This is a genomic window from Dermabacter sp. (genome assembly GCF_032550575.1).
GTDB lineage: Bacteria > Actinomycetota > Actinomycetes > Actinomycetales > Dermabacteraceae > Dermabacter > Dermabacter hominis.
This window is the reverse complement of sequence record NZ_JAWFZC010000005.1, coordinates 1-26,598: the sequence shown is the minus strand read 5'-3', so window position 1 is coordinate 26,598 and position 26,598 is coordinate 1. Positions and strand designations below refer to the sequence as shown.

Genomic DNA, 26,598 nt, shown 5'->3' with positions numbered 1-26,598 from the left:
CGCCTTCAGGCGTGGGTTCAGTCCCGACGTTTGCGCAGCAATCGATCGAACATCGATCTGCGCGCTGCAGCCCGCTCGACCTTACGCATACGCGCCTTACTCATCGCATGCGCAATCGCCTCACTTTGGAGTGCACGCCTGAGCGCCCCCGGCGTCGCCCGCCCGAGCGCTTCGGGGTTGTAGGCCAGCGATGGCACCGAGACGGCCTCTCCCGCTGCTACGTCTTTGAGGGCATGCTGCACGACGAACGGGGCCTTCAGCCACGTCACGCGCGGTGCGCCCTCCATGTTGACGGCAGCGTTGTGGTGGCTCTCGGTGTGCACGAAACCCGGAATCAGCACGGTCGCGCTCACGCCCGTTCCTTCGAGTTCCTGCGCGAGGTACTCCGTAAAAATAACGACCCAGCTCTTCGCCGCCGCCGAGAGGTTTGTCGCGGTGAACCCCGCCATCGACGAGACATTGAGGATCGCCCCGGCGCCCTTACGTGTCATCGCCGTCGCCGCTGCGTGTGCAAGGATCAGGGTCGCGCGCACGTCGAAATCGACTTCTTCGAGAAACTCCTCGATCTCTCCTTCAAGAAACGAGGCGCGCACCGAATGCCCGGTGTTATTGACGAGCAGGCCAATGGGGTCAACGGGGTCGAGCAGGCGACGGGCCACGCGCTCCACATCGGCCTGGACCGAAATATCCGCCGGGAGAATGCTGACGCGAGTGCCAGACACCGCCTCAATCTGCGCGGCCACTGCCGCGAGGCGATCCTCGTTTCGCGCCACGAGCACGAGGTCGTGGCCGCTGCCTGCGAGCTGCCACGCAAATTCGAGGCCGAGGCCGGAGGTTGAGCCGGTGATGAGCGCGAGAGTCATGCCTTAAGCGTATCCACGCGAACCTTCATGCACCCATAGGATGGACGCATGCGAATTGCCACCTGGAACATCAATTCCCTTCGCGCACGGATGCCCCGCCTCCTCGAGGTGATCGATACCCGCAATATCGACGTCATTGCACTTCAGGAGATCAAAGCCAAACCCGAGCAGCTCGACCTCAGCGGTCTCACCGAGCGCGGATTCGAAGTCGCCGCCCACGGCTTTAACCAGTGGAACGGCGTCGCGATCGCCTCGCGCGTGGGCCTTCGCGAGGTGCGCCGCGAGATCCCCTCGATTCCCGCCTGGGGCGAAGGGGATGATGGGGTCGTGGAGGCCCGCGCCATTGGGGCCGTCGTGGGAGACGCCTCGAGCGACTGCGCACCTCTTGAGCTGTGGAGCCTCTACGTCCCGAACGGGCGAGAACTCGACAATCCGCACTATCCGTACAAACTCGCGTGGCTCGAGGCCCTGCGCAGTTACGCGGCCTCGCGCCTCGATGTCGGCGGGCCGGGCGAAGCGCCCGGCGAAGACTCGGCGACCCTCTTCGCGGGTGACTTCAACGTCGCTCCCACCGACGCCGACGTTTGGGACATGGCGGCATTCGAGGGGAAAACCCACGTGAGCGGGCCCGAGCGTGACGCCATCGCGGCGCTCGAGAACGCGGGCTACGCCGACCTCACACGCGACTGGTTCGATGCCCCCGGGACCTACACGTACTGGGACTACAAGGGCCTCAAGTTCGCGAAGAAGCAGGGTATGCGCATTGACTTCATGTTTGGCTCGCCCGCAGTGCGCGCGGCAACAACCGGGGCGATGATCGACCTTGCCGAACGGGCGCAGAAATCCACGAGCGATCACGCACCCGTGATCGTCGACGTTGAGCTCTAGGGAGCGCCTGAGCGCCGGCAGGCGTCGGAAATAGCCAGACGGTTGGGTCTAGCGGCGGCGCCGCGCGCGATGCTGGATCTCGAGCATGTGCTGCGTGCGTGACATCGCCGCCATACTCGAATCAATGAGACTCGGATCAGCCCCCGTGAACACGCGCATCTCGTATGCCTGCGCGAAGGCATTCAGAGCAAGGTCGTAGTGGCCAGCCGCGAATAGCGCCTTCCCGAGGTGCTGGTGGAGAACGGCCTCCCACGAGGTGCCGCGACACTCTTCGAGTAGCACACGGTACTCAGCGATCGCTCGGTCGGTTTCGCCAAGATCCCGGCGGCAATCAGCCGAAATCGCGCGTAGGCGCACCGACGAAGGGTCCTTCGCGAGCCTGTCCTCGCACCTCTCGAGCGCCGTCACGGGATTGCCGCTCCAGAGCGCTCGAATAATGTCGCGCGCATCGTCCTGGGCGAATTCCCGATCGAATGCCTCGACGTCGTCGATCACCGGACGCAGAGTCATGGGGTCAATGTGCCAGCTCGCGTCGGCGCCGCGAGCGGAGGGGCGAGAAGGGCGCTTGAGCGTTGTTTCGAGCATGGGCGCGTTCCTCCTTCATTAATGGGCGCGGCGACGATCGGTAAAGAAGAGGCATGTGCGGGGGATGGGATCCGGGCCAAAAAGGAGGCGCCCTTTCGAGCGCCTCCCCGGGGCCGATCCGGGATCAAGCGTGCACCTGGTGGTGTGGTATCCGCTTTCGACGAATCCGCACCGGTCCGAACGAGGACCACTCGCACGTGGGTTTCGAATCATTCCCTTGCTTGTGATGTCCCCCACTTTACACACTCGATGTGAGCCACGCAACCCCCCATTTCGCTTCGTGTTTTTCGCCTCCGGTCTGACCCCACAATCCGCCTCTACCCCCAAGAATGATCAGGCTCTGGAATGAGCCCCGGGAGCGGAAAACCATGGAGCCATGACACACGTATTTCCTCGGGTTGAGCATGGTCGTCGCGATCCCTCAACCTTCGTGAGCCGCATTCCGCTTGACGCGCCGGCTTCCCCGCACGAGCATTCGAGCGCCACGATCGCATGGCTCGGCAACAGCGGCGAGCTTGGAACCCTCGTGCGCGACCGCGTTCAAGCGGCTGGCTTCGACGTCGCCACGGCGAAAACGCCTCGCGGGCACGTGCGTGCAGTCGTGTGCGAGGCGTCGCTCCTCGCTAGCGCAGCGGAGGCATACCCAGCACTCCCCCTCTTCGCCGCGTGCGAGAACGAGCCCGAACAGCGTGATTACCAGCAAGCGCTTGCCCACGGAGCGCGCTCACTTCGTTTTCTTCCGGAGGAATCCTCGGAGCTTATTTGCGACCTTTCCTCTCTCGCCACGAGCAGCGGCCGAAGCCGTGTGCTCGCGTGCCTTTCGGGACATGGAGGCGCAGGGTCGACGTCTCTCGCGATCGCTCTCGCCCTCGCATCATCAAGCCGAAACATGCCCGCGACACTCGTCGATGCCGATCCCTTCGGCGGCGGAATCGACACGCTCGTGCAGGCCCGGCACGTGGCGGGCGCGCGGTGGAGTGATCTGGGAGCGGCAAGTGGCACGACGGATGCCGAGGTGCTCCTCGACGCTCTTCCTCTCATCGACGGCTACCGCCTGCTCACCTTTTCGGGAACGCGAGAGGAATCCGTGAATCCCCAGGTCATCGCGAGTCTTGCGAATGCACCCGGCACTCTTGTTCTCGACGCGCCGCTCGGAGCGGGGATCGAACCGCACGTGAGTCCCGACATCACTCTCGTCTCGGTCCATCCGAGCGAACACGCACTCGCCGCGACGGCGCGAACCCTCGATGTGCTTCGCGGGGTGCATCCGCGCACCCGTATCGGCATCGCTCTACGTACGCGCCGGCGCGGCGAGAGCTATCGGGCGCGCGACGTGGCCGAGCAGCTCGGCGCGCCCATCGTGCTCGAGTACCGAAGTGCCCGCGAGGGCTTCGTTCCCGGTCTTGATCGAGACCGCAAGGGCATCGAAGCCGCCTGCAAACGTTTTCTCGCAAAGCTCGCCGATTCCGGAATGGGCGGGGGTAGCGCATGATTCTCAGCGACGAGCTCCTCACCGGAATTCATGAATCGCTTCGCGAAGAACCGGGGGAAATCGATGCGCGCCGCATCGCGCGCGTCGCTCACTCGCACGGGCTCATCCTCGACCGCGCGAGCCTCCTCGATCTCACCGATCAGGTGCGGCATCATCTCGAGGGCCTCGGCCCGCTCCATGATCTCGCGACCGACGGTGTCAGCGACATCCTCGTCAACCCCGACGGCAGCGTGTGGATCGATTCGCTCAACGGTCTCGAGCGCACGAGCCTTACTCTTTCGGCGCACGATGCGCGGGCCCTCGCGACCAGGCTCGCCTCGCTCGGCAACCGCCGGCTCGATGACGCGATGCCGTGGGCTGACGCGCAGCTGCCCGGCAACCTTCGATTCCACGGAATGCTGCCGCCACTATCTGTGGGCGGAGCGAGCATCAGCCTTAGGCGCGCCGCCACCCTCCCCTACTGCCTCGATGACCTCGAGAACTCGGGAACGCTGACGGCCACGGGCCGCGCTCTCGTCGATGCAATCATTCGCGCGCGGCTATCCTTCCTCGTGAGCGGCGGAACCGGAAGTGGAAAGACGACCCTGCTCGGCGCGATGCTCGGCGCCGTCGATCCCCGCGAGCGCATCATTATCGTCGAAGACTCCACCGAGCTTCGGCCCGCTCATCCCCACATCGTGCACCTTCAGGCGCGCCACGCTAATGCGGAGGGCATGGGAGAGATCAGCCTCGCGACCCTCATCAGGCAGTGCCTGCGCATGCGGCCCGATCGGATCATCGTCGGCGAATGCCGAGGCGCAGACATCCGCGAGCTCCTCCAGGCACTCAATACGGGGCACGAAGGCGGGTGCGGAACGCTCCACGCGAATACGGCGGCGGATGTCCCCGCGAGGCTTGAGGCCCTCGGTGCGCTCGCCGGTCTCGACCCACTTGCGCTTGCATCGCAAGCGCTCTCGGCAATCACGGTCGTTCTCCACATGCACCGCTCGCGCGAGGGACGTGCCCTCTCCACCATTTCGCTCCTGCAGCGCGGGAAGGATGGGCGGCTCGAATGCGTGCCCGCAGTCAGTTTTGGGACCCGTGAGCGGCGCTTTCCCGCCTTCGATGCGCTCGAGGCACGCCTCGGGCACGGGGGTGCGAGGTGAAAGGCCACGCTCGACTATCGGACGATGCGCTCGCCGGCCTTCTCGACCACGTGGCGATGGCTCTCGGCGCGGGGGTGACGGCACCGCAGGCGTGGGCCGCCGTCGCAGATGCCACATCCACGCCTCGGGAAAAGCATTTTGCCGAAACTATGGCGCGCATTCCTCCCGCACTGGTGCAGCGCATGAACGGGGTCCTCAACGCGCCTCGCGAGGCGGTGCGCGCGGTCGTTCTGTGCCACGTCATGTGCGAGAGCACGGGGGCTCCGCTTTCCGGTCTACTCACCTCACTCTCCGGTGGACTTCGCGATTCTTCCGACGCCACCAGGGCACGCACAGCAGCCTTCGCGGGCGCAAAGACGACGGCCCGAGTGCTCATGGCGCTGCCACTTTTCGCTATCGCACTCGGGTATGCAATGGGGGCGAATCCTTTGCGCGTACTCCTGGCGTCGCCCCATGGATTTCTCATGCTCGCGGCCGGAATCGTCCTCACCGCGGCCGGTTTCGCGTGGATGAACCGCATGCTCGCTGCAGCGCGCGGAGAGAGCGCGGACATCGACCCGTTGATCGTGATCGATTTGATCGCGAGTGTTGTGCACTCTGGGATCCCACTCGCAGCGGCGTGCACGCGCGTGGGCGAGGCCCTTGACGACACGGAGCCGGGGCCTGCGCTCCTCGAGGCCGGCCGTGCGCTCGCTCGGGGCATGGCCCCCGCCGAGGCGCTATCGAGGCTCGAGGGGGACCTTTCGGCTCTCACAAGCGCGGCGAGCCTCTCTCATGTGACGGGTGCACGCCTCGCGCCGATCCTGGCGGCCGTCACTCGCGACCGTCGCCGTGCGCGGTTGCGCGAGGTCGATGAAGCCGCCGCGCGGCTCTCGGTGCGTCTAGTGCTCCCCACCGGCCTCACGATTCTGCCGGCCTTCGTGCTACTCGGCATCGTCCCGATCATCACGGATCTCGTCACCACACACTTCGGCCAACTGTGGCCGTAGGCGCGCGGCATCCGCCACGTGCAGCACCACACACATCCTTGAAGGGGGATACATCAATGATCGACAACCACACGACAGAAAAGACGGAACTACGAACCCGCGACATCCTCGCGGATGACACTGGCGCGACAACCGCGGAATATGCGGTGACGATCGTCGCCGCGTGCGCCTTTGCCGCGCTTTTGTTCGGCGTGCTCACGAGCGGCGAGATCAAGGGCATCCTTACGAGCCTCATTCAGGGCGCCCTCCACTCGGCGGGCTGAGCATGACACCGGAAGCCGAGACACGTGCGCGCACCTTGAGGCGGGCGCTTCGTGCGGATTCCGGTGCGGCCACGGCGGAGACGGCGGTGGTCCTCATCGCCGTCTTCGCCCTCCTCGCACTGGTCATGTCACTGGGTGGCCTGTTCATCAGCCACGCGCGTCTCGCGGAGGGGGCACGTACCGCCGCACGCGAAATGATGATCTCGGCCGATCCCCATGCTGCGATCGCAAAAGCGGAAGTCGTAAGCGGCAAGGAGGCCACGTTCACCATAAGCACGAGCGGCGAATGGGTCACCGTGGAAGCACACGCAACGTGGCACGTCGGCGGGCCGATCCTCGGGGCCACAATTCCGCTCGAGGCGAGTGCCCACACACGCCTCGAACCACACCTCGTAAGGAACGGGCCGTGAGGGCGGGGTTTTGCGAGGAGCGCGGTAACGCGACGGCCACCGCTCTCGGGGCGATCGCAATCATCTCGGCGATCCTCACGGTCCTCGTGGGGCTCGGGATCGTCCACCACGGTCGCTCCCTTGCCGCCTCAGCCGCTGAACTCTCCGCACTCTCGGCTGCGGATGCACTGGCCGGCGGCGCCTCGAGCGGGGCATGCGAGATCGCTTTGGAGGTCGCTGAACGGCACGGCGCCCTTCTCCAGAGCTGCGACGTGAGCGGTCTTGAGGCACACGTGACAGTCACCTTGAGAGTGCACGTGCCGCTGCTCGGCAGCCAGCCCCTTACCGAGGCGGCGCGTGCCGGCCCAGCTCCCGCAGAACCGTGAGCGCGCCCTTCTTGTTGAGGGGCTCGTTGCCGTTGCCGCACTTCGGAGAGACGACGCATGCGGGGCAGCCCGCCTCGCATCCGCATGTCTCGATCATGTCGGCGGTCGCGCGGATCCATGCAGGGGCGCTCTCGTAGGCGCGCTCCGCGAAGCCGGCGCCGCCCTGAGCGCCGTCGTACACGAAGACCGTGGGCTTTTCGGTATCGGCGTGCAGGGCGGTAGACACGCCGCCAATGTCCCAGCGGTCGCACGTGGCAAGGAGGGGAAGCATCGCGATCTGTGCGTGTTCGGCCGCATGGAGGGCGCCAGGGAAATCGGCTTCCTCGAGGCTCCATGCGTGGAGGAGGTCTGCGGGGGTCTCGAACCACACGGCCTTGGTAACGAGGGTGCGCGCGGGCAGATCGAGCGGGTGTTCGCCGAGCACGGCGGAGGTGTAGATGTCGCGCGCCTGGTAACCGGTGACCTGGTCGGTGACCTCGACCTGCCCGAAGCACACGTCGATGTCACCCCACTGTTCGCTGCGCTCGACCTGGCGCACGCTGATCGACGAGGTCTCTTGCGGCTGGGTTGTGTGCTGCGGGCTCTCCCGACGCACCATCGCGACGGCGTTCTCGACATCGAGGTGGTTCACGACGTACGAGACTCCCTGGTGGAGATAGACGGCGCCGTCGTGGACGTACTGGTGGGCGGTCGCGGCATCGACCGTGCCGATCAGCTGCCCGCTCGCCTGATCGACGATCCGCACGCTCTCACCTCCACTTCCACGTAAATCGGTGAGATCGTGGGGGCGCTCGTCAAGGGTCCAGTACCACCCGTGAGGGCGACGCCTGAGGATGCCCCTTCCTGCAAGGTTCTCGAGAAGCTCCCGGCTCGTGGGCCCGAAAAGCTCTTCCTCGCCGTCGCGAATGGGAATCTCCGCAGCGGCGGAGCACAAATGAGGAGTCATCACGTACGGATTAGAGGGGTCAAACACGGCGGCCTCGACGTCGGCTCCGAGGATCATCTCGGGGTGACGCACAACGTACGTGTCGAGGGGATCCTCGCGCGCAATAAACATTGCAAGCGCCTCGCGCGACTGAGTTCCGTGGGCCCGGCCCGCGCGCCCGAACTGTTGCCACAGGGACGCGCGCGTCCCCGGCCACCCCGTCACGAGCACGGCATCGAGACCGGAGATGTCGATACCAAGCTCGAGGGCGTTGGTCGAGGCAAGACCGAGAAGCTGTCCCGAACGAAGCGCTGCCTCGAGTGCGCGGCGCTCCTCGGGAAGATAGCCGCCGCGATAGGCGGCGATGCGCGTGGCCCGATCGGCAAGCATGGCGGATCCGGTCGCTTCCGCGGCAGCGTTGACGGCACGCTGTGCCCCCTTCGCGACGAGCTCGCTCGAACGCCGCGAGCGAGTAAAGACGAGAGAGTGCGCCCCCTCGCATACGAGATCGCCGAGTAGGACTCCGGCCTCGGTAGGGGCAGGGCGCCGTCGGACCTCCACGTGGGCTTTCACCCCGGCCTTTTCCGCCTGCTCGCGCTCCTCTTTCGCCCTGCGCGCGGCCTCGCGCGCGTCCTCGCCCTCGTCAAGATCGGCAATGCCCGGCTCCCACAGCCCAATCGTGAGTGGGTTTTTCGGCGAACCATCCTCGGTGACAGCCGTGACGTTCCTCCCCACGAGCCAGGAAGCGCTCACCTCCGGGCTCGCCGAGGTTGCCGACGCGAGCACGAACGTGGGCCGAGCGCGGTAGTACTCGGCGATGCGGGCGAGGCGTCGCATGAGCATGGAAACGTGTGCCCCAAACACGCCACGGTAGACGTGGCATTCGTCGATGATGATGTATCGCAGCGTTCGAAAGAACGGGATCCAGTGCTCGTGACCGGGAAGGATCCCGTAATGCAGCATGTCGGGGTTCGTGAGCACTAGATTCGCGTGACGGCGCACCCAGCGACGCTGTTCGGTCGGGGTGTCGCCGTCGAATACGGCGGCGCGAACCTCCCCGAGGCCGGCCCCGTCCACAAGCCGACAGATCGACGTGTACTGGTCGTAGGCCAGCGCTTTTGTAGGTGCGATGTAGAGGGCGCTCGCGCGCCGGGCCGACGGATCCTCTCGGCGTGCCTGAATATCGGTCAGCGCGGGCAAGAGATAACCGAGCGATTTTCCCGAAGCGGTAGAGGTAGCGATGACCGTGTCGCGACCCGCGTGCGCAAACTCGGCGGCCTCAACCTGGTGCCACCACGGGCGTTCGATCCCGCTGTCTTCGAGGTAGGCGCGTAGTGAGGGGTTTGTCCATCTCGGCCACTCAGCGAAGCGTGCCTCGCGAGCGGGCCGGCGCTCGATATGCCGGAGGGAGTCAGTGCGATGCGGGGGCGTAGTGAGGCGCGCGAGCGCCCGTTCGGCATCGAAAGCCTCGCTCCTCACGTGCCGCCTCCACTCATGTTCGATCTGTTCGCGTCGTAGGCAACAATGGTAGGCATGAGCACGCAAGGCCACACCACCGAGCTTTTCCCGACGCCCACGCCCGATACCAATCTTCTCGCGGTTCTGCGCGCGGATCTCGCTCACGCGCAATACACGGCGGATGGAATCGAGGATCTCCTGAGCGCTCCCGCTCGCACAGCTCTCGAACGCGAAAATCCGCTGCCCGCACGTCGCGAACTTGATCCGCTAGCCGATCAGGGCAATGCGGCCGCGACTCTCATGCGCCTCTTCACGCTCGGCCGCACCGCCACGCGCGCCGAACTCGACCGCGCCCTCCCTAACCTCGGTACGGACGGGCTTCTCGCCCTCGGCCTCGTGGCGCCAGCAGAAGGGACGGGTTCCGACGCCACCTCCGCCTTCGCCGCGACCGTCGATCTTCGCCCATATCAGGCCACCGATGATTTCGGCGAGATCCTCTGGTGGATCGTTTCCGATCTCGGGGAACTCGCGACTGGCCGCGCGCTCGACGGTGAACACGTGCTTGGCATCGGCGGGGCGACTTCAACGCTCATCTCGATCACGCCTCGCGACGAGGTCGCCCGCGCGCTCGACCTCGGCACGGGGTGCGGCATTCAGGCGCTCCACGCTGCGCGTCACGCCCAGCACGTTGTCGCGACCGATATCTCCGAACGCGCTCTCGCGATCACCGAGTTCAACGTCGCCCTCAATCGCGAAACACTGCCCGAAGGACACACGATCGAAACGCGCCAGGGTTCAATGCTCGAACCTGTCGCGGGCGAGACCTTCGATCTCATCGTCTCCAACCCTCCGTTCGTCATCACACCCCGCGTGAAGGATGCGGAGACCTGGACGTATCGCGACGGCGGAGCAGAAGGCGACGCACTCGTCGCGAACCTCCTCGCCGAGATCGATGCCTACCTCGCCCCCGGCGGCGTCGCCGCCATGCTGGCGAACTGGGAGATCACCCGCGGCTCCGAATGGGATGCGCGCCCACGCACGTGGCTCGCGAACTCGAGTGCGAGCGCACTCGTCGTCCAGCGCGACATCGAGGACCCGGCCTCCTACGCCTCGACCTGGCTTCGCGACGGAGGCGTCACCGACCGCGACGAGCGTTGGGAACCGATGACCCACGCATGGCTCGACGACTTCGCCTCGCGCGATGTCCGCGGCATCGGTTTCGGCCACGTGCTCCTCGCGCAACCGCGCGAGGGAGAAAAGCGCTTCGCCGACTTCACCCACGTCGAAACGACGGGAGCGGGCCCTCTCGGCCCCCGCTATGCCGAAATGCTTCGCGCGCGCACGCGCCTCGCGCAGCTCGACGACGAGGCTTTCGCCTCGCTCACACTCGCACGCGCCGATGACGTCATCGAGCGGCGCCACTACACACCCGGCGACGACGATCCCATGGTGATCGACCTCGTTCAGGGCGGCGGCTTCGGCCGCACCATCCAGATCGACACCCACACCGCGGCCATCGTCGGCCCCCTCACCGGTGAATACCCGCTCGATATTTTCCTCACGGCCTACGCCTCACTCCTCGAAGCCGCCGATCAAGGCGCTGAAATCGCGAGTGCACGCGCGAGCATCAACCGCACACTCCGCGTCCTCGTCAAATGGGGGTTTCTCCACATCGTTGAGCAGCCAAACCCCGCCTAGTGCTACCGTACGGGGCAGGGTAAACCACGCGGGGACACACCCCCGCCACGCACACACCGCAGTAAGGAAGTACATCGAGTGAGCGCTCGCAACCTCGTGATCGTCGAGTCCCCCGCGAAGGCAAAGACCATCGGGAAATACCTCGGGGACGACTTCACGGTCGCCGCGTCAGTGGGACACATTCGTGACCTTCCCCTGCCCAAAGAGCTGCCCGCCGACATGAAGAAGGGCCCCTACGGCCGCTTCGCCGTCAACGTCGAAGAAGGCTTCGAGCCCTACTACGTCGTCAATCCCGACAAGAAAAAGACTGTCTCCGAGCTCAAGAAGCTCCTCAAAGAGGCCGATGCTCTCTACCTCGCAACCGATGAGGACCGCGAGGGTGAAGCGATTGCCTGGCACCTCCTCGAGGCACTGAAACCCAAGAAGTCGCTTCCCGTTTACCGGATGGTGTTCCACGAGATCACGAAGGAAGCCATCCAAAAGGCGCTCACCGAGACGCGCGAGCTCGACATGCCGCTCGTCGATGCCCAGGAAACCCGCCGTATTCTCGACCGACTCGTCGGCTACGAGCTCTCCCCCGTGCTGTGGCGCAAGGTTCGCCGCGGCACGAGCGCAGGCCGCGTCCAGTCGGTGGCGACACGCCTCGTCGTCGACCGCGAGCGCGAGCGCATGGCGTTCAAGGCCGCTTCGTACTGGGATGTGACGGGCGAGTTCATCACCTCTGAGCTGGAGGATCGAAGCGTCGACACCCCCGCCTTCACCGCTCAGCTACGAACCCTCGACGGCCAGCGGGTCGCCACGGGGCGTGACTTCACCGACGCGGGTGAGCTCAAAAAGAGCCTCCGGGCAAACGTCACGGTTCTCACCGAGGAGAGTGCACGACTGCTCATCGAGGCGCTCGACGGCGCGAAGGCCACCGTCGGAAACCTCGAGTCCAAGCCCTACACGCGGCGGCCCGCCGCTCCCTTCACGACGAGCTCCCTCCAGCAGGAGGCGAGCCGAAAACTGCGCATGGGTGCCCGCCACACGATGTCGACCGCGCAGCGGCTCTACGAAAACGGCTACATCACCTACATGCGTACCGACTCCGTGGTGCTGTCCGGTGAGGCGATTCGCGCGAGCCGCGCACAGATCCAGGAAATGTACGGTGCGGAGTACGTTCCGGATCGCCCTCGCGTGTACACGAACAAGTCGCAGGGTGCGCAGGAAGCCCACGAGGCAATTCGCCCGGCGGGTTCGAACTTCCGCACACCCGCGCAGGTATCTCGCCAGCTCAGTGGCGACGAGTTCCGCCTGTACGAACTGATCTGGAAGCGCACCGTGGCGTCTCAAATGGCCGACGCCAAGGGAACGACCACGTCGGTCACGCTCGATGTTGAAGGCAAGGGGCGCACCGCCCAGTTCGGCGCCTCGGGCACGATCATTACGTTCCGCGGTTTCCTCGCGGCCTACGAGGAAGGCCGCGACCAGTCGCGGTATGCGGAACACGATGACAAGGACAAGCGCCTGCCCCAAATGAAGGAGGGGCAGCAGCTCACGGCCGCTCAGTACACGCCGAACGGTCACGAAACAACGCCACCGCCGCGCTACACAGAGGCGTCACTCGTGCGCGCACTCGAGGAGCGCGGGATCGGCCGCCCCTCGACCTACGCGGCGACGATCTCCGTGATCCAGGATCGCGGCTACGTCGAAAAGAAGGGCTCGGCCCTCGTGCCGAGCTGGCTCGCGTTCAGCGTCGTGAAGCTTCTCGAGGAGCACTTCGGGACGCTCGTCGATTACGAGTTCACGGCCGATATGGAAGCGGGGCTCGACCGAATCGCCGCAGGTAACACGGACCGCGTGCACTGGCTGAGCGACTTCTACTACGGCAAGTCCGGTTCGTTCGACACCCCCGCCGAGGACGGTCTCAAGGCGACCCTCGACAACCTCGGCGATATCGACGCGCGCGCGATCAACACCGTCCCGATCGGCAACGGCATCGACCTTCGCATGGGCCAGTACGGCCCCTACATCGAAAGGGCGGTCGAGGGTTCCGATACGCCTCAGCGAGCGAATGTTCCCGCCGATCTCGCACCGGATGAGCTCACGCTCGAGAAGGCCGAAGAGCTCATGGCACGCGCAAAGGACGACGGTCGCGTGCTTGGCCGCGACCCCGATTCGGGCTTTGAAATCCTCGCAAAGGACGGTCGCTACGGCCCCTACGTCACGGAAAACCTTGAGCTTGATGAGGCCACTAAGGCGCTCCCGAAAACGAAACAGCCGAAACCCCGCACGGCTTCGCTGTTCAAGGACATGGACCTTGCGACCGTGACCCTCGAGGACGCCCTCAAACTCCTCTCGCTCCCCCGTGTCGTCGGCAAGGACGCGGAGGGCGTCGAGATCACCGCGCAGAATGGCCGCTATGGCCCGTACCTCAAGAAGGGCACGGATTCGCGCTCGCTCGAAACCGAAGCACAGCTGTTCACGATCACCGAGGAAGAGGCCCTCGCACTTTACGCCCAGCCCAAGCGGCGCGGGCGCGCGGCGGCAAAACCCCCGATCGCGGAACTTGGCGTGGATCCTACGAGCGAGAAACCGATCGTGATCAAAGACGGTCGTTTCGGCATGTACATCACCGACGGCACGACGAACGTCACGCTTCGCAAGGATGAGTCGCCCGAGACGATGACTCACGAGCGCGCCGTCGAGCGTCTTGCGGAGAAGCGCGCGAAGGGCCCTGCAAAGCGGAAAACGACGCGAAAGTCCAGCTCGCGAGCGAAGTCCACGAAAAAGTAGCGGCGGCTCGCGTACGGTGGTGTCATGACTGCACCGTTGACGCTGCCCACGACGTCCGTTCCCGATCCCGCCAAGGCGCCGGGCCTCCGCTGGGGTGTGATCGCCCCCGGCGGGATTGCCAGGAACTTCATCGGCACGATGCACGCGGCGACCACTTCCCGCCTCACCGCCGTGTGCTCGCGTTCGCTCGAGCGCGCGCAGGCTTTCGCGGAGGATTTCGAATCCGACGCCGGCCTCGCCCACGCCTATGCGAGTGTTGACGATTTCCTCGCCCACGAAGGCCTTGAGGCCGTGTATGTCGCTTCGCCTCACGCTCAGCATTTCGCGCTTGCGACAAAGGTCGTCGAGGCTGGCATTCCCGTCGTGATCGAAAAACCGATGACGCTCAACGCCGCCGAGGCGCGCGAGCTTTTCGAGACTGCTCGACGCACGGGCGCATACGTGCAGGAAGCGATGTGGTCGTGCTTCATGCCGCACTACGACGTCATCCGCCAGGTCATCGAATCCGGCGTGATTGGCGAGGTCACCGCGGTGATCGCCGATCACTGCCAGTATTTCCCCTTCGACCCCGAGCACCGGCTGTATGCCCCGGAACTTGGCGGCGGGGCACTCCTTGACCTCGGCGTATACCCGCTCGCGTTTGCGCACTGGGCCGCGGGATCGCCCACGCAGGTGCACGCGACGGGAACCCTCACCGCAACGGGGGTCGACGAGATGGTCTCGATCTCGGGCCTCTCGGGCCGCACCGTATACGCAGTGCAGACGGGGCTTGGTGCGCGCAGTTCAGTCGAGGCGCACGTACTCGGCACGCGCGGCAAAATCGACGTGGACTCGTGGTTCTTCGTTCCGAATTCCTTTACCGTGACCCAGTTCGAAGCGGGAGACAACGGCAAGGACGTGACCGAGCGGTTCACGTACGAGGACTCGCTACCCTACTCCCTGCCTGCTCATCCCGACGGCGGCAACTACGGTATGGCCTTCGAAATCGCGGAGGCGGCGCGCAACATTCGCGCCGGCCTTCTCGAATCACCTCGATGGGGTGCGCGCGACACGCTCGCGGTCCTCGAGGTCATGGATCGTGTACGTGAGATTGTCGGTGTGCGCTACCCGAGCGAGGCAAAATAGGGGCGCATTCATCCTCACCTGAGACAATGGCGTCATGTCGAGCATCGATTCCACTGCACCGCGTACGCCTCTGACGACCGCCTCAGCCTCACCGTCGGAAACGGGCCTTTTCGTCACGTTCGAGGGCGGCGACGGCGGCGGCAAAAGCACGCAGATCCCGCTGCTCGAAAAGTGGCTTCGTGGCGAGGGCTCCCCGTTTGCGGGTGCTGACGTCACCGTGACGAAAGAGCCGGGCGGGAGCCCGCTCGGTGCCCAGATCAGGGAGCTGATCCTCCATTCGGATCACGTTTCCGATCGTGCCGAAGCACTGCTCTACGCCGCTGATCGCGCCCACCACGTCGAGAGCGTCGTACGTCCGGCGCTCGCCTCAGGCGGGATCGTGATCGCCGATCGATACCTCGACTCCTCCGTCGCCTACCAGGGCGCAGGCCGCGCACTGAACCCAAACGACGTGTACGAGCTGTCGATGTGGGCCACCGAAGGGCTGCTTCCCCACCTCACTATTCTCCTCGACGTCTCGCCCGAGACCCTCGCACAGCGACGCGAAGCCGCTTCCCTGGACCGCCTCGAAAGGGAAGGGCGCGAGTTCCACGAGGCCGTGCGCGCGGCATTCCTCGACCTTGCGCGCCGCGAGCCCGAACGGTGGATCGTGATCGACGCCTCGCAGTCGGTCGAGGACGTCCACGCGGAAATCACCCAGCGTTTCGCCGACTGGGTTCGCGTCAATGCCCACACCCTCACCGGCGCCGCTGAACACCCGGTCGAGGGCACAACGACCCCGGATTCGCTCCTGTGAACGTCTACGACACGGTCGTTGGCCAATCGGCCGCGGTCACACAGCTCTCGCGCGCTGCCTCACCGGGCGGCTCTCTCGCCCAGGCGTGGCTCATCGCCGGCCCGCCGGGATCGGGTCGCTCAAGCATCGCGCGTGCGTTCGCGGCGAGTCTCCTGTGTGACGCCCCGCGTGAGGGTGTTGGCTGCGGACAGTGCCAGCCGTGCCGCACCGTTCTCGCGGGAACCCACGCGGACGTGACCGCCGTGCGAACCGAGACGCTCACGATCTCGAAGGACGACGTTCGTGAGCTCGTGGCGACTGCGCAGCGCGCACCGGCATCAGGGCGCCACCGCGTTCTCATCATCGAGGATGCCGACCGCATGAGCCCGGGCACGTTCAACGTGCTCCTTAAAGCCATCGAGGAACCGCCGCCGCGAACCGTGTGGCTGCTGTGCGTTCCCTCGCCACAGGATCTCGCACAGACGATTCGCTCACGCTGCAGAGTGGTGAACCTCCAGGTGCCACCAGCGGACGCTGTCGCGACGCTCCTCATCAACCGCGATGGCATTGCACCCGAACTCGCGCATCGAGCCGCGGCGAGCGCGCAGGGGCATATCGGGATCGCCCGCCGCTACGGCCTGCACCCCGAAACCCTCGAGGAACGCGAAGAGTCTGCGCGAAGGCTTCTCGCCCTCACGAGTGTTGGGCACGCGATCGCCTTCGCGAAGGCTCTCATCGAACGCGCCGAAACCGAGGCGCACGCCGAAGCGGACGAGACGAGCGCCCGCGAGCGCGAAGCATTCATGCGCGGTGCAGGCATCGAACCCGGCGGGCGTATCCCTCCGGCACTACGCGCCCAGGTCAAGGCCCTCGACGACGAGGCGAAGCGACGCGCGACCCGCCTCGTGCGCGACGTCATCGACCGCTTTCTGCTCGACATTCACTCGGTGTTCAGGGACGTTCTCGCACTCCAACTCGACACGGGTGCGACGCTCGTCAATCCCGGCATCGAGCGGGAGCTGACCGAGCGCACGCGCGTGCACTCGGCGCAGACCACGCTCGCTCTACTCGATGCCGTGGGGACGGCCCGCAAACGGGTGGGCATGAACGTGCCACCACAGCTCGCACTTGAGGCGCTGCTCGCCTCGGTCGTCGCCGCCCGCTAGGAGACGCTACTTCTCTTCGCTGGCCTTTTTCGCCGCGAGTTTCTCCTGCTCCTTCTTCAAAAGAGCCTCGTCGATGATCGACTTTTCCTCGAAGCGATCTTCGTAGTCGACGGCTTCTTCGTCGAGAACCTTCTCGGGCAGGTCCCCCGCGATGTTCTGCTTCTCGGCGTCGGTCTCGGAATGCGCGCCGCAGCCGTACTGTAGCGACACTACGCGCCCATCGGCAGGCGACCACTCATTCGTGCAAATACCGAATTCCTGGCGCAGCGAACCGTTGAGCAGGGAGAGGAAGCCACACGAGCGGCACTGGGCCTTCACGGTGCCTTTGCGGCCGCGCTTGCTGACCTCGCGCGGGCCGAAATTGCCACTCATCCAGCGTTTTGCGGCGTCTTCGCGGCCCTCGCGCGACAGCACTCGCTTGCGACCGAGGCCGAGCTCCCACATGGCCACTCGATCGGCTTCTTCGTCGTCGGTCTGTTCGTAACCGTGCTCCAGGCGAGAGTCGTCGGCGCTGTAGGGCAGGACGTCGTTTTCCCCGACATCACCGGGGCGAAGACGCTCCGCCCACGGCTCCCACTCGGGTGCGAGAAGGGAATCCTCGCCCGGAATGAGCGCGGTCTCGCAGACGGTCGCGACCTTCGCGCGCGGGGCGCGCGCAAGCACCGCGATCCAGGTCCACCCCGCGTAACCGGGCATCGTGGCCTCAAAAAAGTGCGTGACAAGGCGCTCGCCGCTCGCTTCGGCGCGTACGTGCGCGCCGACCTGATCGGGCTCGGCAACCTCGATCACGGCGGCGGCAGCCTGTTCGATCGCCGCCGCACAAACGGCATCGAGTTTCGGGGCGCGCGTGCGCGCCTTCGCGGGAGCGGTAGAAGTCATCGACTACGCCTCAAAGTTGTCGGCGACGGCGCGCAAGACGGCCGCAACCTTCTGCGCGTGGCCCCTATCGGGATAACGACCGTGGCGGAGCCCGTTCGAGGCGCCGTCGAGAAGCTGGATGAGGTCCTCGACCATAACGGCCATGTCTTCCGGCTTGACCCGACGCGCACGGGCGATGCTGGGTGCAGGATCAAGGAGGCGTACCGTCAGCGCCTGGGGGCCGCGGCTGCCGTCGACCATGTCGAACTCGACGCGCTGGCCTTTACGGAGCTGCTGAACCCCCTCGGGGAGGGTCGACGCGTGCACGTACACGCTCTGGCCATCCTCGCTTACGAGGAAGCCAAAGCCCTTTTCAGCGTCAAAGAATTTGACCTTGCCGTTCGGCACAGTGATTCCTGCCTTTACTCTCGAGCGCTCACGCGCATGAAACAGGCTCCATTCTATCGTGCGCCCTTCGCTGGACGAAAGATCCGCGGCCTGGGTCACCCTCCCCGCTCGGCTCACGCGGGCACCCGCGGCGCGGTGTCCGACGTCGGCTTCACCCCGCCGTCTCTTGGCTTTTTGTTGCTCCTTCCGGCTAGTCCCGAAAGGCGCTCGGGCACGGAACCTCGAGGGCCGCGAGTGGGCACTCGCCACACGCGGGTTTTCGTGCCGTACATAGATTCCGCCCGTGAAAGATCAGCCGGTGCGACAGCATCGTGAGGTCGACGGGAACCTGGCAACCGTCGGCCCCAGCGCGCGCCACCACGTCTTCCTCCACCGTCCGCGGAGCGGAACTCTCGCTCCAGCCGAGCCTGCGCGCGAGCCGGCCCACGTGGGTATCGACCGTGAGTAGCGAGTGGCCGAACCACGTTCCGCGCACCACATGGGCGGTTTTGCGACCAACGCCCGCAAGGGATTCGAGCGCCTTTTGGTCATCGGGGACTTCGCCTCCGAAGTTCGCAGCTAGGCGTGCAGAAAGCTCCCGCACGTGGGCGGTGCGCCTTCCAGCCATTCCGAGCGGACGCACAACGGCCTCAACCTCTGCTTCGGGGGCGCACGCCATGACCTCTGGACTCGGCCAGCGCTTGAACAATTCCGCAGTCACAGAATTCACTCGCGCATCGGTGGTCTGTGCCGAGAGAACCGTCGCGACTAGCAGTTCGAAGGCACTCGAAAAATTGAGCTCGCAACGCGCGTCGGGGTAGAGCTTTGCGAGTTCCTCATCAACGCGCTTTACCGCGGGCACAGCGTGGTCCTTGAGTCCCGAATTCATGCTGCCATTGTGCACGTGTGTCCAGCCAAGCAGAAATAGCACGGGCAGTTTCGGGAATTCCCTGGGCCCCGTCACAGATCAGGTATTACTGTTAAGGAGCACGCGTGTGCACGTCGCACACCCCACAATTTTCCGCTACACCAGCGCAACCCCAGGAGGAACCGTGGACGAGAACATCGTTCGTTCAGCACCGCTTTTTGCCGCGCTCGATGACGACGGCAAGCAGGCTGTCCTTGACTCGATGACTCAGGAGGATTTCCACCGAGGCTCCGTCGTGTTCCGCGAAGGCGATCAGGGCGACCGCCTGTTCATCATCGCGAGCGGCAAGATCAAGGTTGGCCACGCTTCGGGTGATGGCCGTGAAAACCTCCTCGCCGTGCTCGGCCCGGGCGAAACCCTCGGCGAGCTTTCCCTCTTCGATCCGGCCCCGCGTAATGCCACGGCAACCGCTGTCGCCGAGACGACCCTCTACTCCCTCTCCCAGCAGGATCTGTACCGCGTTCTCGCGCAGCGCCCCGAGGTGGCCCGCCACCTCCTCGCTTCGCTTGCACGCCGCCTGCGCAAGACCAACGACTCGCTCGCGGACCTCGTGTTCGCGGACGTCCCCGGTCGCGTCGCCAAGAACCTGCTCGACCTCGCTCAGCGCTTCGGCCGCCAGAGCGACGAGGGCATCATGGTCTCCCACGGCCTTACGCAGGAAGAGCTCGCGCAGCTCGTTGGCGCTTCGCGTGAAACCGTGAACAAGGCGCTTGCCGACTTCGCACACCGCAACTGGATTCGCCTCGAGGCCCGCGCAGTGCTGCTCCTCGACATCGAGCGTCTGCGCCGCCGCGCACGCTAAGCATTCACTGCCACACGGCACAGACAGCACGAAGGGAGCGGCCCCACTCGCGGGTCGCTCCCTTCGTGCTATCTGGCGCGCCCCTTGGGCAGCTCGGTGTTCGTCTTTTCGCTCCTACCGGTCCGTGCCCGTGATGTATTCGAGCGCCGCGCGAATGTTGCGCTCAGCGCCTTCGCGGTAAAACGCGACATCGTCCGCGCTCGCGCCATCGTCTTTCAACGCAGCGAGCTCGCCTCCGTAGATCTCGTTGCACATGCGTCGCACCGTAAGAACCCCGCGCTCGCGCACCTGCCTTACGCGCTCGAGCCGTTCGCGCCAGTACGCGAGCGCCTCTTGCGACGCAACGAGCGCCTCGTGAGGAGCCTCGATCGGGTCACCGTGACCGGGATAGAGGCCCGAAATGCGGCCGTCCATGCACATCACGCGAATGATGTTGAGGCACTGGAGGTACTCGTGGAGCGTGCAGTCCTCGCCCACCACACTTGGCGCCCCACCGAGGAGCGTGTCTCCCGTGAGGAATTCTCCGCCTTCGAGGAGTAGGCCGATCGAATCGGCGGTGTGCCCCGGGAGATGGAGAACATCGGCCACGACGCGCCCGTCGAGAGAAATCTCGCTCGGAACCGGCGCCGCGCCGGGTACCAGGGCGGGTTCCGCAGCCCACAGGGGAACGGTGATGCCGGTTGCGGAACTAAGGGCTCGCCGCACCATCGACGTCGCGCCAGTGTGCCCTTCGTGATGATGCGTCACAATGATGCCGCCGACGCGGCGGGCGCCGGTAGCGACCACCGCGTCGACGACAGCTTGCGCATGTGCACGCGCTGCGGGACCGGGATCGACGATCCACACGGTGCGCCCCGCAGTAAAGATGTACGTGCGCGTGCCATCAAGCGTTCGCGGCCCTGCATTCGGAGCGAGCACCCACGAAAGGTGCACGCCGGAAGAATCGGGCTCGCGCTGCATGACTAGCGGAACTCCACGAGAAGATCCACCTCAACGGATGCATCGAGCGGAAGAGCCGCAACGCCGACGGCCGCGCGCGAATGCGAACCAGCCTCACCGAGGACGTCACCGAGCAGCTCGCTCGCGCCATTGATAACGCCGGGCTGGGCAGTGAAGTCGGGAGCCGACGCGACATAACCCGTCACCTTGATGACGCGCGTGATGCGGTCAAGATCCCCGATCTCAGCCTTGATCGCGGCCAGGGCATTGAGGGTGGCCTTCTCAGCTTCCTTCTTCGCTTCCTCAGCCTTAACCTCGGCACCCACTTTGCCGGTCACCTCGAGCTTGCCGCCCACTAGCGGCAGCTGGCCGGAAGTCTGCACGAAATTCCCGGTCACAACGGCGGGAACATAGGCGGCAACGGGCTTTGCCACCTCTGGGAGGGAAAGGCCGCGCTCGCTAAGCTTTTGTTCGACGGTACTCATAGAAAATCAGGCTCCTTCGGTGATGGGTCGCTTGAAATAAGCAACGAGAGATTCGGGCCCTTGCGGCCCTTGGATGACTTGGACAAGCTCCCAACCATCGGAGCCGAAATTGTCCAGGATCGCCTTGGTGTTGTGGATCAGCAGCGGTGTCGTGAGGTATTCCCACTTGTGAATCGTAGCCATGCACCCAGCTTAGCGGGGGGCGCTTGAACCTTTCCGGTTCTCGAGCACGGGCAGCCACGATGTGACTCCCGGGTGTTCGCGAAGGAGGCGGCGCCGTTCGCGTTCCGTCATGCCGCCCCACACACCGAATTCAATGCGGTTGTCGAGCGCGTCGGCAAGGCACTGGTTGAGCACGGGGCATGAACGGCACACCACTTTGGCCTTGTGTTGATCGGCACCCTGCACGAAAAATTCTTCGGGATTGAGGCTCGCACACGCCCCTTGGGCCGCCCAATGCCGCGTGTCGTGAATCGTGTCAACGCTGCCCACGCTCACTGCCGCACCTCCCGGATTGACTCACTTCGAATTTTGGCGTGACTCCATACTAATAAAAGTGTGACGCGACCCCCAATTCGAGGTCTCCCCACAACTTTCACGCGCGCGATACTGCCCTTTGGGCGCCCGCCTTAGTAGGGTGTGGACATGCCTCAGTCTCAGCAGGAGCCAATGGTTCGGTCGAATTCGAACGAACCGACCACCACTCTCACCCAAGCCGTCACGGGCGTGGGCGGCTTGCTCGCCGTGTGTCTTCTCGCCGGCGTGCTGCTTGCCGCCTTCTTCCTTCCTGTCGTGACCGCGATGTCGGCCGCCGCGAAAGATGGCGCGAACCTCTTTAACTCCCTCCCGAGTGAGCTCGACGTCGCGCCCCTCAACGAGGCCTCACGCATCGAGGCGGCCGATGGCAGCCTGCTCGCGACCTTCTACTCCGAGAACCGCGTCATGGTGCCGCTCGACAAGATCGACGAAGATCTTCAGCACGCCGTAGTGGCGGTCGAGGACCGCCGCTTCTACCAGCACAACGGTTTCGACCCGCAGGGAACGTTCCGCGCCCTCGTCTCCAACCTTTCCGGAAAGAGCCTTCAGGGCGGATCGACGCTCACCCAGCAGTACGTGAAGAACGCTCTGCTCATGGACGCTTTCCAGCGCGGCGATGACGAGGCGATTAAGGCAGCGACCGAATCCTCGCTCATTAGGAAACTCCGCGAGGCCAAGATCGCCATCTCCCTTGAGAAAAAGTGGAGCAAGGACGAAATCCTCAACGGCTATCTCAACGTAGCGCAGTTCGGACCTTCTCAGTATGGGGTCGAGACCGCAGCCCAGCACTACTTCTCCAAGAGCGCGGAAGATTTGACGCCGGGCGAAGCAGCCCTGCTTGCCGGCATCACCAACTCCCCGAACGGAAACGACCCGGTCAAGCATCCGAAAAACGCCCTCAAACGGCGCAACCAAGTGCTCTACGACATGTACCAGCTTGGCTACATCAACAAGGAGGAATACGAAACCTCCAAAGAGCAGCCGATCGAGGACATGCTCAAGATTACCGACGCACGCGCGGGTTGCTCGACCGCCGGAGGCAACGGCTTCTTCTGCGATTACGTCACGCGCACGCTCATGCGCGACCCGAAGTTCGGCAAGACTAAAGAGGAACGCCGCAGGCTCCTCTATGGCGGCGGTCTCACGATCAAAACGACCCTCGATCCCGCCCGCCAGAAGATCGCCCAAGACATCGTCAACCGCAAGGTTCCCGCGGATTCCGAGTCGGGATTCGGTCACGCGATCGTGAGCGTCGAGCCAGGCTCGGGCAAGGTGCGGGTCATGGCACAAAACCGCACCTTCAACCCCTACAAGGACGCTAAGCCCGGCGAGACTTCACTCAACTACACGGCCCCCAGCTATCTTGGCGGCGGAAACGGCTTCCCTGTGGGCTCGACCTTCAAGCCATTCGTTCTCACGACATTCTTGAGCGACGGCGGCTCGATCTGGAACTCCGTGCCGCGCGGCTCGAACACGTTCAACAACTTCCCGGCGCACTGCCTCAAGAAAGGTCGCTGGCGCTCGGGCACGGGGTGGCGTCTTAAGGACGCCGGTCGAGACATCCACGGCTCCATGAGCGTTCTCGACGCCACCAAGTTCTCGATCAACACGGCGTACGCCAACATCGCGCTGCGCACCGATCTGTGCAACATCGCTGATACCGCGCGTATCCTCGGCGCGGTCCCGGGTAACTGGGACGACGCGGACCCGAAGCTCAAGGAAAAGTCCGTTAACGATATGTTCGGAGCGAACCTCTCTCCGGCATCGCAGGTCATCGGCGAGATTAACATCCCCGCCGTGAGCATGGCCGCTGCATACGCCGCGTTCGCGGCCGAGGGTAAGTACTGTAAGCCGCAGCCGATTGAAGCGGTGATTGACCGTAACGGCAAGGAACTTCCGTTCACGACTTCGGAATGCACTCAAGCCATCAAGCCCGAGGTTGCGAACGCCGTGGCCTGGACCCTCATGCAGGGGCTTTCAGACCCGAAGGGTACGGGTAAGGGCAAGACAATCCCTGGCCACGATGCCGGCGGTAAGACCGGCACCTCGGGAAAGCAGTACCACACGTGGTACGTGGGATTCACCCGGAACCTTTCGACGGCCGTGTGGTTCGGCAACCCGTCGGCTAACCGCAGTCCGAGCGGGCTGATGGTCGATGGTCAGCGGCTCCCCCGTAACGTGTGGGGCAGCACGGTCTCACTCCCCACGTGGCAAGAATTCATGATCAAAGCCCACGAGGGACTTCCCTCAGCTCCGTTTCCGCCGAAGCCCCAGGGCGTCCAATCCGCCCCGCCAACGCAGGATTCCGTAGGCTCAAGCGAAGAGGCTCCAGAAGGGCCGCAGGCCCCGAACACTCCAGCTCCCACGCAGCCCGACGGGAATGACACCAACCAGAGAAACGGGAATGACACCAACCAGGGAAACAGCGACACCAATGCTGCGCGTGCGGAAACGACGCCGGTGAAAGAGCGCGTCCCCGATAGCGACGGCTATATTTACGTCTACCCTGGCGATCCGGATTATGACGATTACACCGAGTACGAGGAGTACTACCCCGGTGACTAGCGCGAAGCCACTCGCTCTCATTGGCGGCGCCGGCACGCTTGCAGCCGTCGGAACCGCTGCGGCTGCCCACGTGTGGGCCCGCCACATCGAGATTAACCTTTTCGAAATCCGCGCACTCGACCTGCACGTTCTCCCTTCCGGGGCTCAGCCAATCCGCGTGCTCCATATGTCGGATGCACACTTGCTTCCAGAACAAACGAAGAAGCGCGAATTTTTGCGAAGCCTCGCTTCGCTTGAGCCCGATCTCGTTGTCAATACCGGCGACAACGTGGCGAGCGAGGGTGCTATCGATGCCATCGCACGCGATATCGCCCCTCTCCTCGAACGCCCGGGGATTTTGGCCCTCGGCTCCAACGACAAATACGCGGCGGGGAAGCGGAACGTTTTCCGCTACCTCCTTCGCGATCCCAGGCCAAAGAACTTCCGTGATGGCGTTCAAAATGAGCCGCTCGAGGTCGAACGGCTCGTGGCGAAATTGACCGCTGGCGGGTGGACGAATGTTTCGAACGCTCGAGCCCTCATCGAGCTTCCGGGCTGCGACGTGGAGGTTGTCGGGGTCGATGACCCTCACCTCGAGCACGACGAGTTTCCCCCGGTAGATCCGGAGTGTGCTGCCAGGGGCACTCGGCCTTCCGTCAAGATTGGCGTCACCCATGCGCCCTATAAGCGCGTGCTTGACCAGTTTGTCGACGATGGGTGCGACCTCATTTTCGCGGGGCACACTCACGGAGGCCAGCTTGCGCTTCCGTATTTTGGCGCGATCGTGACGAATTGCGATCTTCACCGTTCACAGGCAAAAGGACTCAGTTTCCATCGAGGCGTTCCGCTGCACGTCAGTGGCGGTATTGGCGCGAGCCCCTTCTACAACATGCGTTTTGCAAACCGGCCGGAGGTCACGCTCCTCACCCTCAGGCCTCGCCTGACCTAGAGCTCGGCACGGTGGTGGCGATCACGCCACATCGATTCGCGTCATGACGCGCGAAGGCGCTATAGTTGATGAGGTTCGCGAGCCTTTCACGGTTTTCGCGAAATTTTCGGGGTGTGGCGCAGCTTGGTAGCGCGCTTCGTTCGGGACGAAGAGGTCGCAGGTTCAAATCCTGTCACCCCGACCACCAGCAAAAGCCTCCGCTTCGGCGGGGGTTTTTTCTTTCCCCATTTCGAGTTTCCTCATGTCCTTAGTCGAGCACCTTTAGCACGAATACACGCCGCGAAATTACATCGATGTAACTACCATGATGGAGTTTTTTTGAAAAGCCACCACGGCATTACTTTGGCCAATTATCGGTAAAGGTTTGGCAAATTTGGGCTTCTGATTGATTCCTGAGAGTCCCCGAGCCCCCTACCCCTCACCTAATGTGGAGCGCGAGTCATGCACGTGACTTGCCCCCCGCGATCGCTTCCCGTCACTTCGGGGGGAGCTTCCTCGATGTGCACCCTGTGGCGGGAATTGGTGCGGACACCAATCGCGAGGGTAGGAAAGTTGCTCTCTATGCTTCGTACTGCACAGCGCGGCACACACCGTGCCGAAGGCCCCGCCGTCATCGACTACAGCAGCCTCCTCGCCCCTGTCTCCAAGGGTGCCGTTGGCGCTGCCGCCCTCACCGCCGTTGCAGCAACCGCCGCCACCGGCCTCGGGCTCGCTCCCGCCGATGCTGCACCTTCCACGCATCGCGGCCCCGTTTCACAGGCAGGCACCAAGCTTCCGTCCATCTCCGCGCTCGGCACGAGCCCGCTGCGCACCGGAAGCGGCGGCAAGCATGTTCAAGCACTTCAGTCGCTTCTCAACCACCACGGTGCAAGCATCAACGTTGACGGTTCCTTTGGCCGCAAGACCCGCAATGCGGTTGTCACGTTCCAGTCGTCGGCTGGCATCGGTGTGGACGGCGTTGTCGGTGCCCGCACCCGCTCAGCTCTCGTGGCGAACAACCCCACCGCGGTGAACAGCACTCCGAAGCTTCGCCCGGGTTCTCGCGGCAATGCGGTCGTGAGCCTCCAGAACCTGCTCAAGGCCGCGGGCGCGGACATCAAGGCGGACGGCGTTTTCGGCCGTAGCACGAATACCGCGGTCCGTAACTTCCAGTCGTCGGCTGGCATCGGCGTCGACGGCGTCGTAGGCCCCCGCACCTGGAACAAGCTCAACTCCGGCGCCGGCTCGGCCGCAACCTCCAAGAGCAC

General features: G+C 64.6%; 26 protein-coding genes and 1 tRNA gene. 17 read left to right on the top strand and 10 right to left on the bottom strand.

Going from position 1 to position 26,598, the window contains the following annotated elements; all coding sequences use genetic code 11:
- Positions 1 to 17: 17 nt before the first annotated feature.
- Positions 18 to 863, bottom strand: a complete 846-nt coding sequence (locus E6X30_RS06450) for an SDR family NAD(P)-dependent oxidoreductase (protein WP_316335920.1) — start codon at positions 861 to 863, stop codon at positions 18 to 20.
- 48 nt (positions 864 to 911) lie between these two features.
- On the opposite strand from E6X30_RS06450, the gene E6X30_RS06445 reads away from it, so the two are divergent.
- On the top strand, positions 912 to 1,751 hold the full coding sequence (locus tag E6X30_RS06445) for an exodeoxyribonuclease III (RefSeq protein ID WP_316335919.1): 840 nt from the start codon (positions 912 to 914) through the stop codon (positions 1,749 to 1,751).
- A 48-nt stretch (positions 1,752 to 1,799) separates the two neighbouring features.
- On the opposite strand, the gene E6X30_RS06440 is transcribed toward E6X30_RS06445, so the two are convergent.
- Positions 1,800 to 2,336 (bottom strand): hypothetical protein, encoded by a 537-nt coding sequence (locus E6X30_RS06440; RefSeq protein WP_316335918.1) that lies wholly within the window; start codon positions 2,334 to 2,336, stop codon positions 1,800 to 1,802.
- A gap of 376 nt (positions 2,337 to 2,712) precedes the next feature.
- Between E6X30_RS06440 and E6X30_RS06435 the strand changes: the two genes are divergently transcribed.
- The 6 genes from E6X30_RS06435 to E6X30_RS06410 are packed head-to-tail and all read left to right on the top strand — an operon-like array spanning position 2,713 to position 7,000.
- On the top strand, positions 2,713 to 3,828 hold the full coding sequence (locus tag E6X30_RS06435) for a hypothetical protein (RefSeq protein WP_316335917.1): 1,116 nt from the start codon (positions 2,713 to 2,715) through the stop codon (positions 3,826 to 3,828).
- The gene (locus tag E6X30_RS06430; RefSeq protein WP_101686990.1) at positions 3,825 to 4,973 is read left to right on the top strand and encodes a TadA family conjugal transfer-associated ATPase; all 1,149 of its coding nucleotides are present in this window, start codon (positions 3,825 to 3,827) and stop codon (positions 4,971 to 4,973) included. The genes E6X30_RS06435 and E6X30_RS06430 overlap by 4 nt, the downstream gene beginning before the upstream one ends.
- Positions 4,970 to 5,962 carry a type II secretion system F family protein gene (locus E6X30_RS06425; RefSeq protein ID WP_316335916.1) on the top strand — a complete coding sequence of 331 codons (993 nt, stop codon included), beginning with the start codon at positions 4,970 to 4,972 and terminating at the stop codon, positions 5,960 to 5,962. The genes E6X30_RS06430 and E6X30_RS06425 overlap by 4 nt, the downstream gene beginning before the upstream one ends.
- 56 nt (positions 5,963 to 6,018) lie before the next feature.
- Positions 6,019 to 6,225, top strand: a complete 207-nt coding sequence (locus E6X30_RS06420; protein WP_061211529.1) for a DUF4244 domain-containing protein — start codon at positions 6,019 to 6,021, stop codon at positions 6,223 to 6,225.
- 2 nt (positions 6,226 to 6,227) lie between these two features.
- On the top strand, positions 6,228 to 6,635 hold the full coding sequence (locus E6X30_RS06415; RefSeq protein ID WP_016663286.1) for a TadE/TadG family type IV pilus assembly protein: 408 nt from the start codon (positions 6,228 to 6,230) through the stop codon (positions 6,633 to 6,635).
- Entirely contained in the window at positions 6,632 to 7,000 is a 369-nt protein-coding gene (locus E6X30_RS06410) for an Rv3654c family TadE-like protein (protein ID WP_180755212.1), read from the top strand. The genes E6X30_RS06415 and E6X30_RS06410 overlap by 4 nt, the downstream gene beginning before the upstream one ends.
- On the opposite strand, the gene E6X30_RS06405 is transcribed toward E6X30_RS06410, so the two are convergent.
- Complete coding sequence (locus E6X30_RS06405; RefSeq protein ID WP_316335915.1) at positions 6,957 to 9,404, bottom strand: DEAD/DEAH box helicase; 2,448 nt, start codon at positions 9,402 to 9,404, stop codon at positions 6,957 to 6,959. The genes E6X30_RS06410 and E6X30_RS06405 overlap by 44 nt on opposite strands.
- 54 nt (positions 9,405 to 9,458) lie before the next feature.
- On the opposite strand from E6X30_RS06405, the gene E6X30_RS06400 reads away from it, so the two are divergent.
- The 5 genes from E6X30_RS06400 (at position 9,459) to E6X30_RS06380 (ending at position 16,922) form a co-directional block, all read left to right on the top strand.
- Positions 9,459 to 11,081 (top strand): methyltransferase, encoded by a 1,623-nt coding sequence (locus E6X30_RS06400; protein WP_051120594.1) that lies wholly within the window; start codon positions 9,459 to 9,461, stop codon positions 11,079 to 11,081.
- A 78-nt stretch (positions 11,082 to 11,159) separates the two neighbouring features.
- A complete protein-coding gene (gene topA / locus E6X30_RS06395; protein WP_016663290.1) occupies positions 11,160 to 13,856 on the top strand; it encodes a type I DNA topoisomerase in 2,697 nt (898 codons plus the stop codon).
- A gap of 24 nt (positions 13,857 to 13,880) precedes the next feature.
- A complete protein-coding gene (locus E6X30_RS06390; RefSeq protein ID WP_016663291.1) occupies positions 13,881 to 14,981 on the top strand; it encodes a Gfo/Idh/MocA family protein in 1,101 nt (366 codons plus the stop codon).
- A gap of 34 nt (positions 14,982 to 15,015) precedes the next feature.
- A complete protein-coding gene (gene tmk, locus E6X30_RS06385; RefSeq protein ID WP_016663292.1) occupies positions 15,016 to 15,777 on the top strand; it encodes a dTMP kinase in 762 nt (253 codons plus the stop codon).
- Positions 15,774 to 16,922, top strand: a complete 1,149-nt coding sequence (locus E6X30_RS06380; protein ID WP_016663293.1) for a DNA polymerase III subunit delta' — start codon at positions 15,774 to 15,776, stop codon at positions 16,920 to 16,922. Before tmk ends, E6X30_RS06380 begins: the two co-directional genes overlap by 4 nt.
- Positions 16,923 to 16,928: 6 nt before the next feature.
- Here the strand turns inward: E6X30_RS06380 and E6X30_RS06375 are convergent, their stop codons facing one another.
- From E6X30_RS06375 to nth, 3 genes are all read right to left on the bottom strand, one after another.
- The gene (locus E6X30_RS06375; protein ID WP_016663294.1) at positions 16,929 to 17,801 is read right to left on the bottom strand and encodes a DUF3027 domain-containing protein; all 873 of its coding nucleotides are present in this window, start codon (positions 17,799 to 17,801) and stop codon (positions 16,929 to 16,931) included.
- Between the two features lie 3 nt (positions 17,802 to 17,804).
- A complete protein-coding gene (locus E6X30_RS06370) occupies positions 17,805 to 18,188 on the bottom strand; it encodes a cold-shock protein (protein ID WP_016663295.1) in 384 nt (127 codons plus the stop codon).
- A gap of 190 nt (positions 18,189 to 18,378) precedes the next feature.
- Positions 18,379 to 19,056 carry an endonuclease III gene (gene nth / locus E6X30_RS06365; protein ID WP_051120595.1) on the bottom strand — a complete coding sequence of 226 codons (678 nt, stop codon included), beginning with the start codon at positions 19,054 to 19,056 and terminating at the stop codon, positions 18,379 to 18,381.
- A 163-nt stretch (positions 19,057 to 19,219) separates the two neighbouring features.
- Between nth and E6X30_RS06360 the strand changes: the two genes are divergently transcribed.
- Positions 19,220 to 19,897, top strand: coding sequence for a Crp/Fnr family transcriptional regulator (locus E6X30_RS06360; RefSeq protein WP_016663297.1), 678 nt, complete (start codon positions 19,220 to 19,222; stop codon positions 19,895 to 19,897).
- Between the two features lie 114 nt (positions 19,898 to 20,011).
- On the opposite strand, the gene E6X30_RS06355 is transcribed toward E6X30_RS06360, so the two are convergent.
- The 4 genes from E6X30_RS06355 to E6X30_RS06340 are packed head-to-tail and all read right to left on the bottom strand — an operon-like array spanning position 20,012 to position 21,795.
- Positions 20,012 to 20,857, bottom strand: coding sequence for an MBL fold metallo-hydrolase (locus tag E6X30_RS06355; protein WP_016663298.1), 846 nt, complete (start codon positions 20,855 to 20,857; stop codon positions 20,012 to 20,014).
- A gap of 2 nt (positions 20,858 to 20,859) precedes the next feature.
- The gene (locus E6X30_RS06350) at positions 20,860 to 21,321 is read right to left on the bottom strand and encodes a RidA family protein (RefSeq protein WP_016663299.1); all 462 of its coding nucleotides are present in this window, start codon (positions 21,319 to 21,321) and stop codon (positions 20,860 to 20,862) included.
- Positions 21,322 to 21,327: 6 nt separating this feature from the next.
- The gene (locus E6X30_RS06345; RefSeq protein WP_016663300.1) at positions 21,328 to 21,504 is read right to left on the bottom strand and encodes a DUF4177 domain-containing protein; all 177 of its coding nucleotides are present in this window, start codon (positions 21,502 to 21,504) and stop codon (positions 21,328 to 21,330) included.
- A 9-nt stretch (positions 21,505 to 21,513) separates the two neighbouring features.
- Entirely contained in the window at positions 21,514 to 21,795 is a 282-nt protein-coding gene (locus E6X30_RS06340; protein WP_034374243.1) for a WhiB family transcriptional regulator, read from the bottom strand.
- Between the two features lie 171 nt (positions 21,796 to 21,966).
- Between E6X30_RS06340 and E6X30_RS06335 the strand changes: the two genes are divergently transcribed.
- The 4 genes from E6X30_RS06335 to E6X30_RS06320 all read left to right on the top strand — a co-directional run.
- Entirely contained in the window at positions 21,967 to 24,423 is a 2,457-nt protein-coding gene (locus E6X30_RS06335; protein ID WP_016663302.1) for a transglycosylase domain-containing protein, read from the top strand.
- Entirely contained in the window at positions 24,416 to 25,351 is a 936-nt protein-coding gene (locus tag E6X30_RS06330) for a metallophosphoesterase (protein WP_016663303.1), read from the top strand. The genes E6X30_RS06335 and E6X30_RS06330 overlap by 8 nt, the downstream gene beginning before the upstream one ends.
- Before the next feature lie 107 nt (positions 25,352 to 25,458).
- Positions 25,459 to 25,535 (top strand) — tRNA-Pro (locus tag E6X30_RS06325).
- Positions 25,536 to 25,912: 377 nt separating this feature from the next.
- Positions 25,913 to 26,598 (top strand): peptidoglycan-binding protein (locus E6X30_RS06320; protein ID WP_316335914.1); only part of this gene is annotated, 686 nt, incomplete at its 3' end.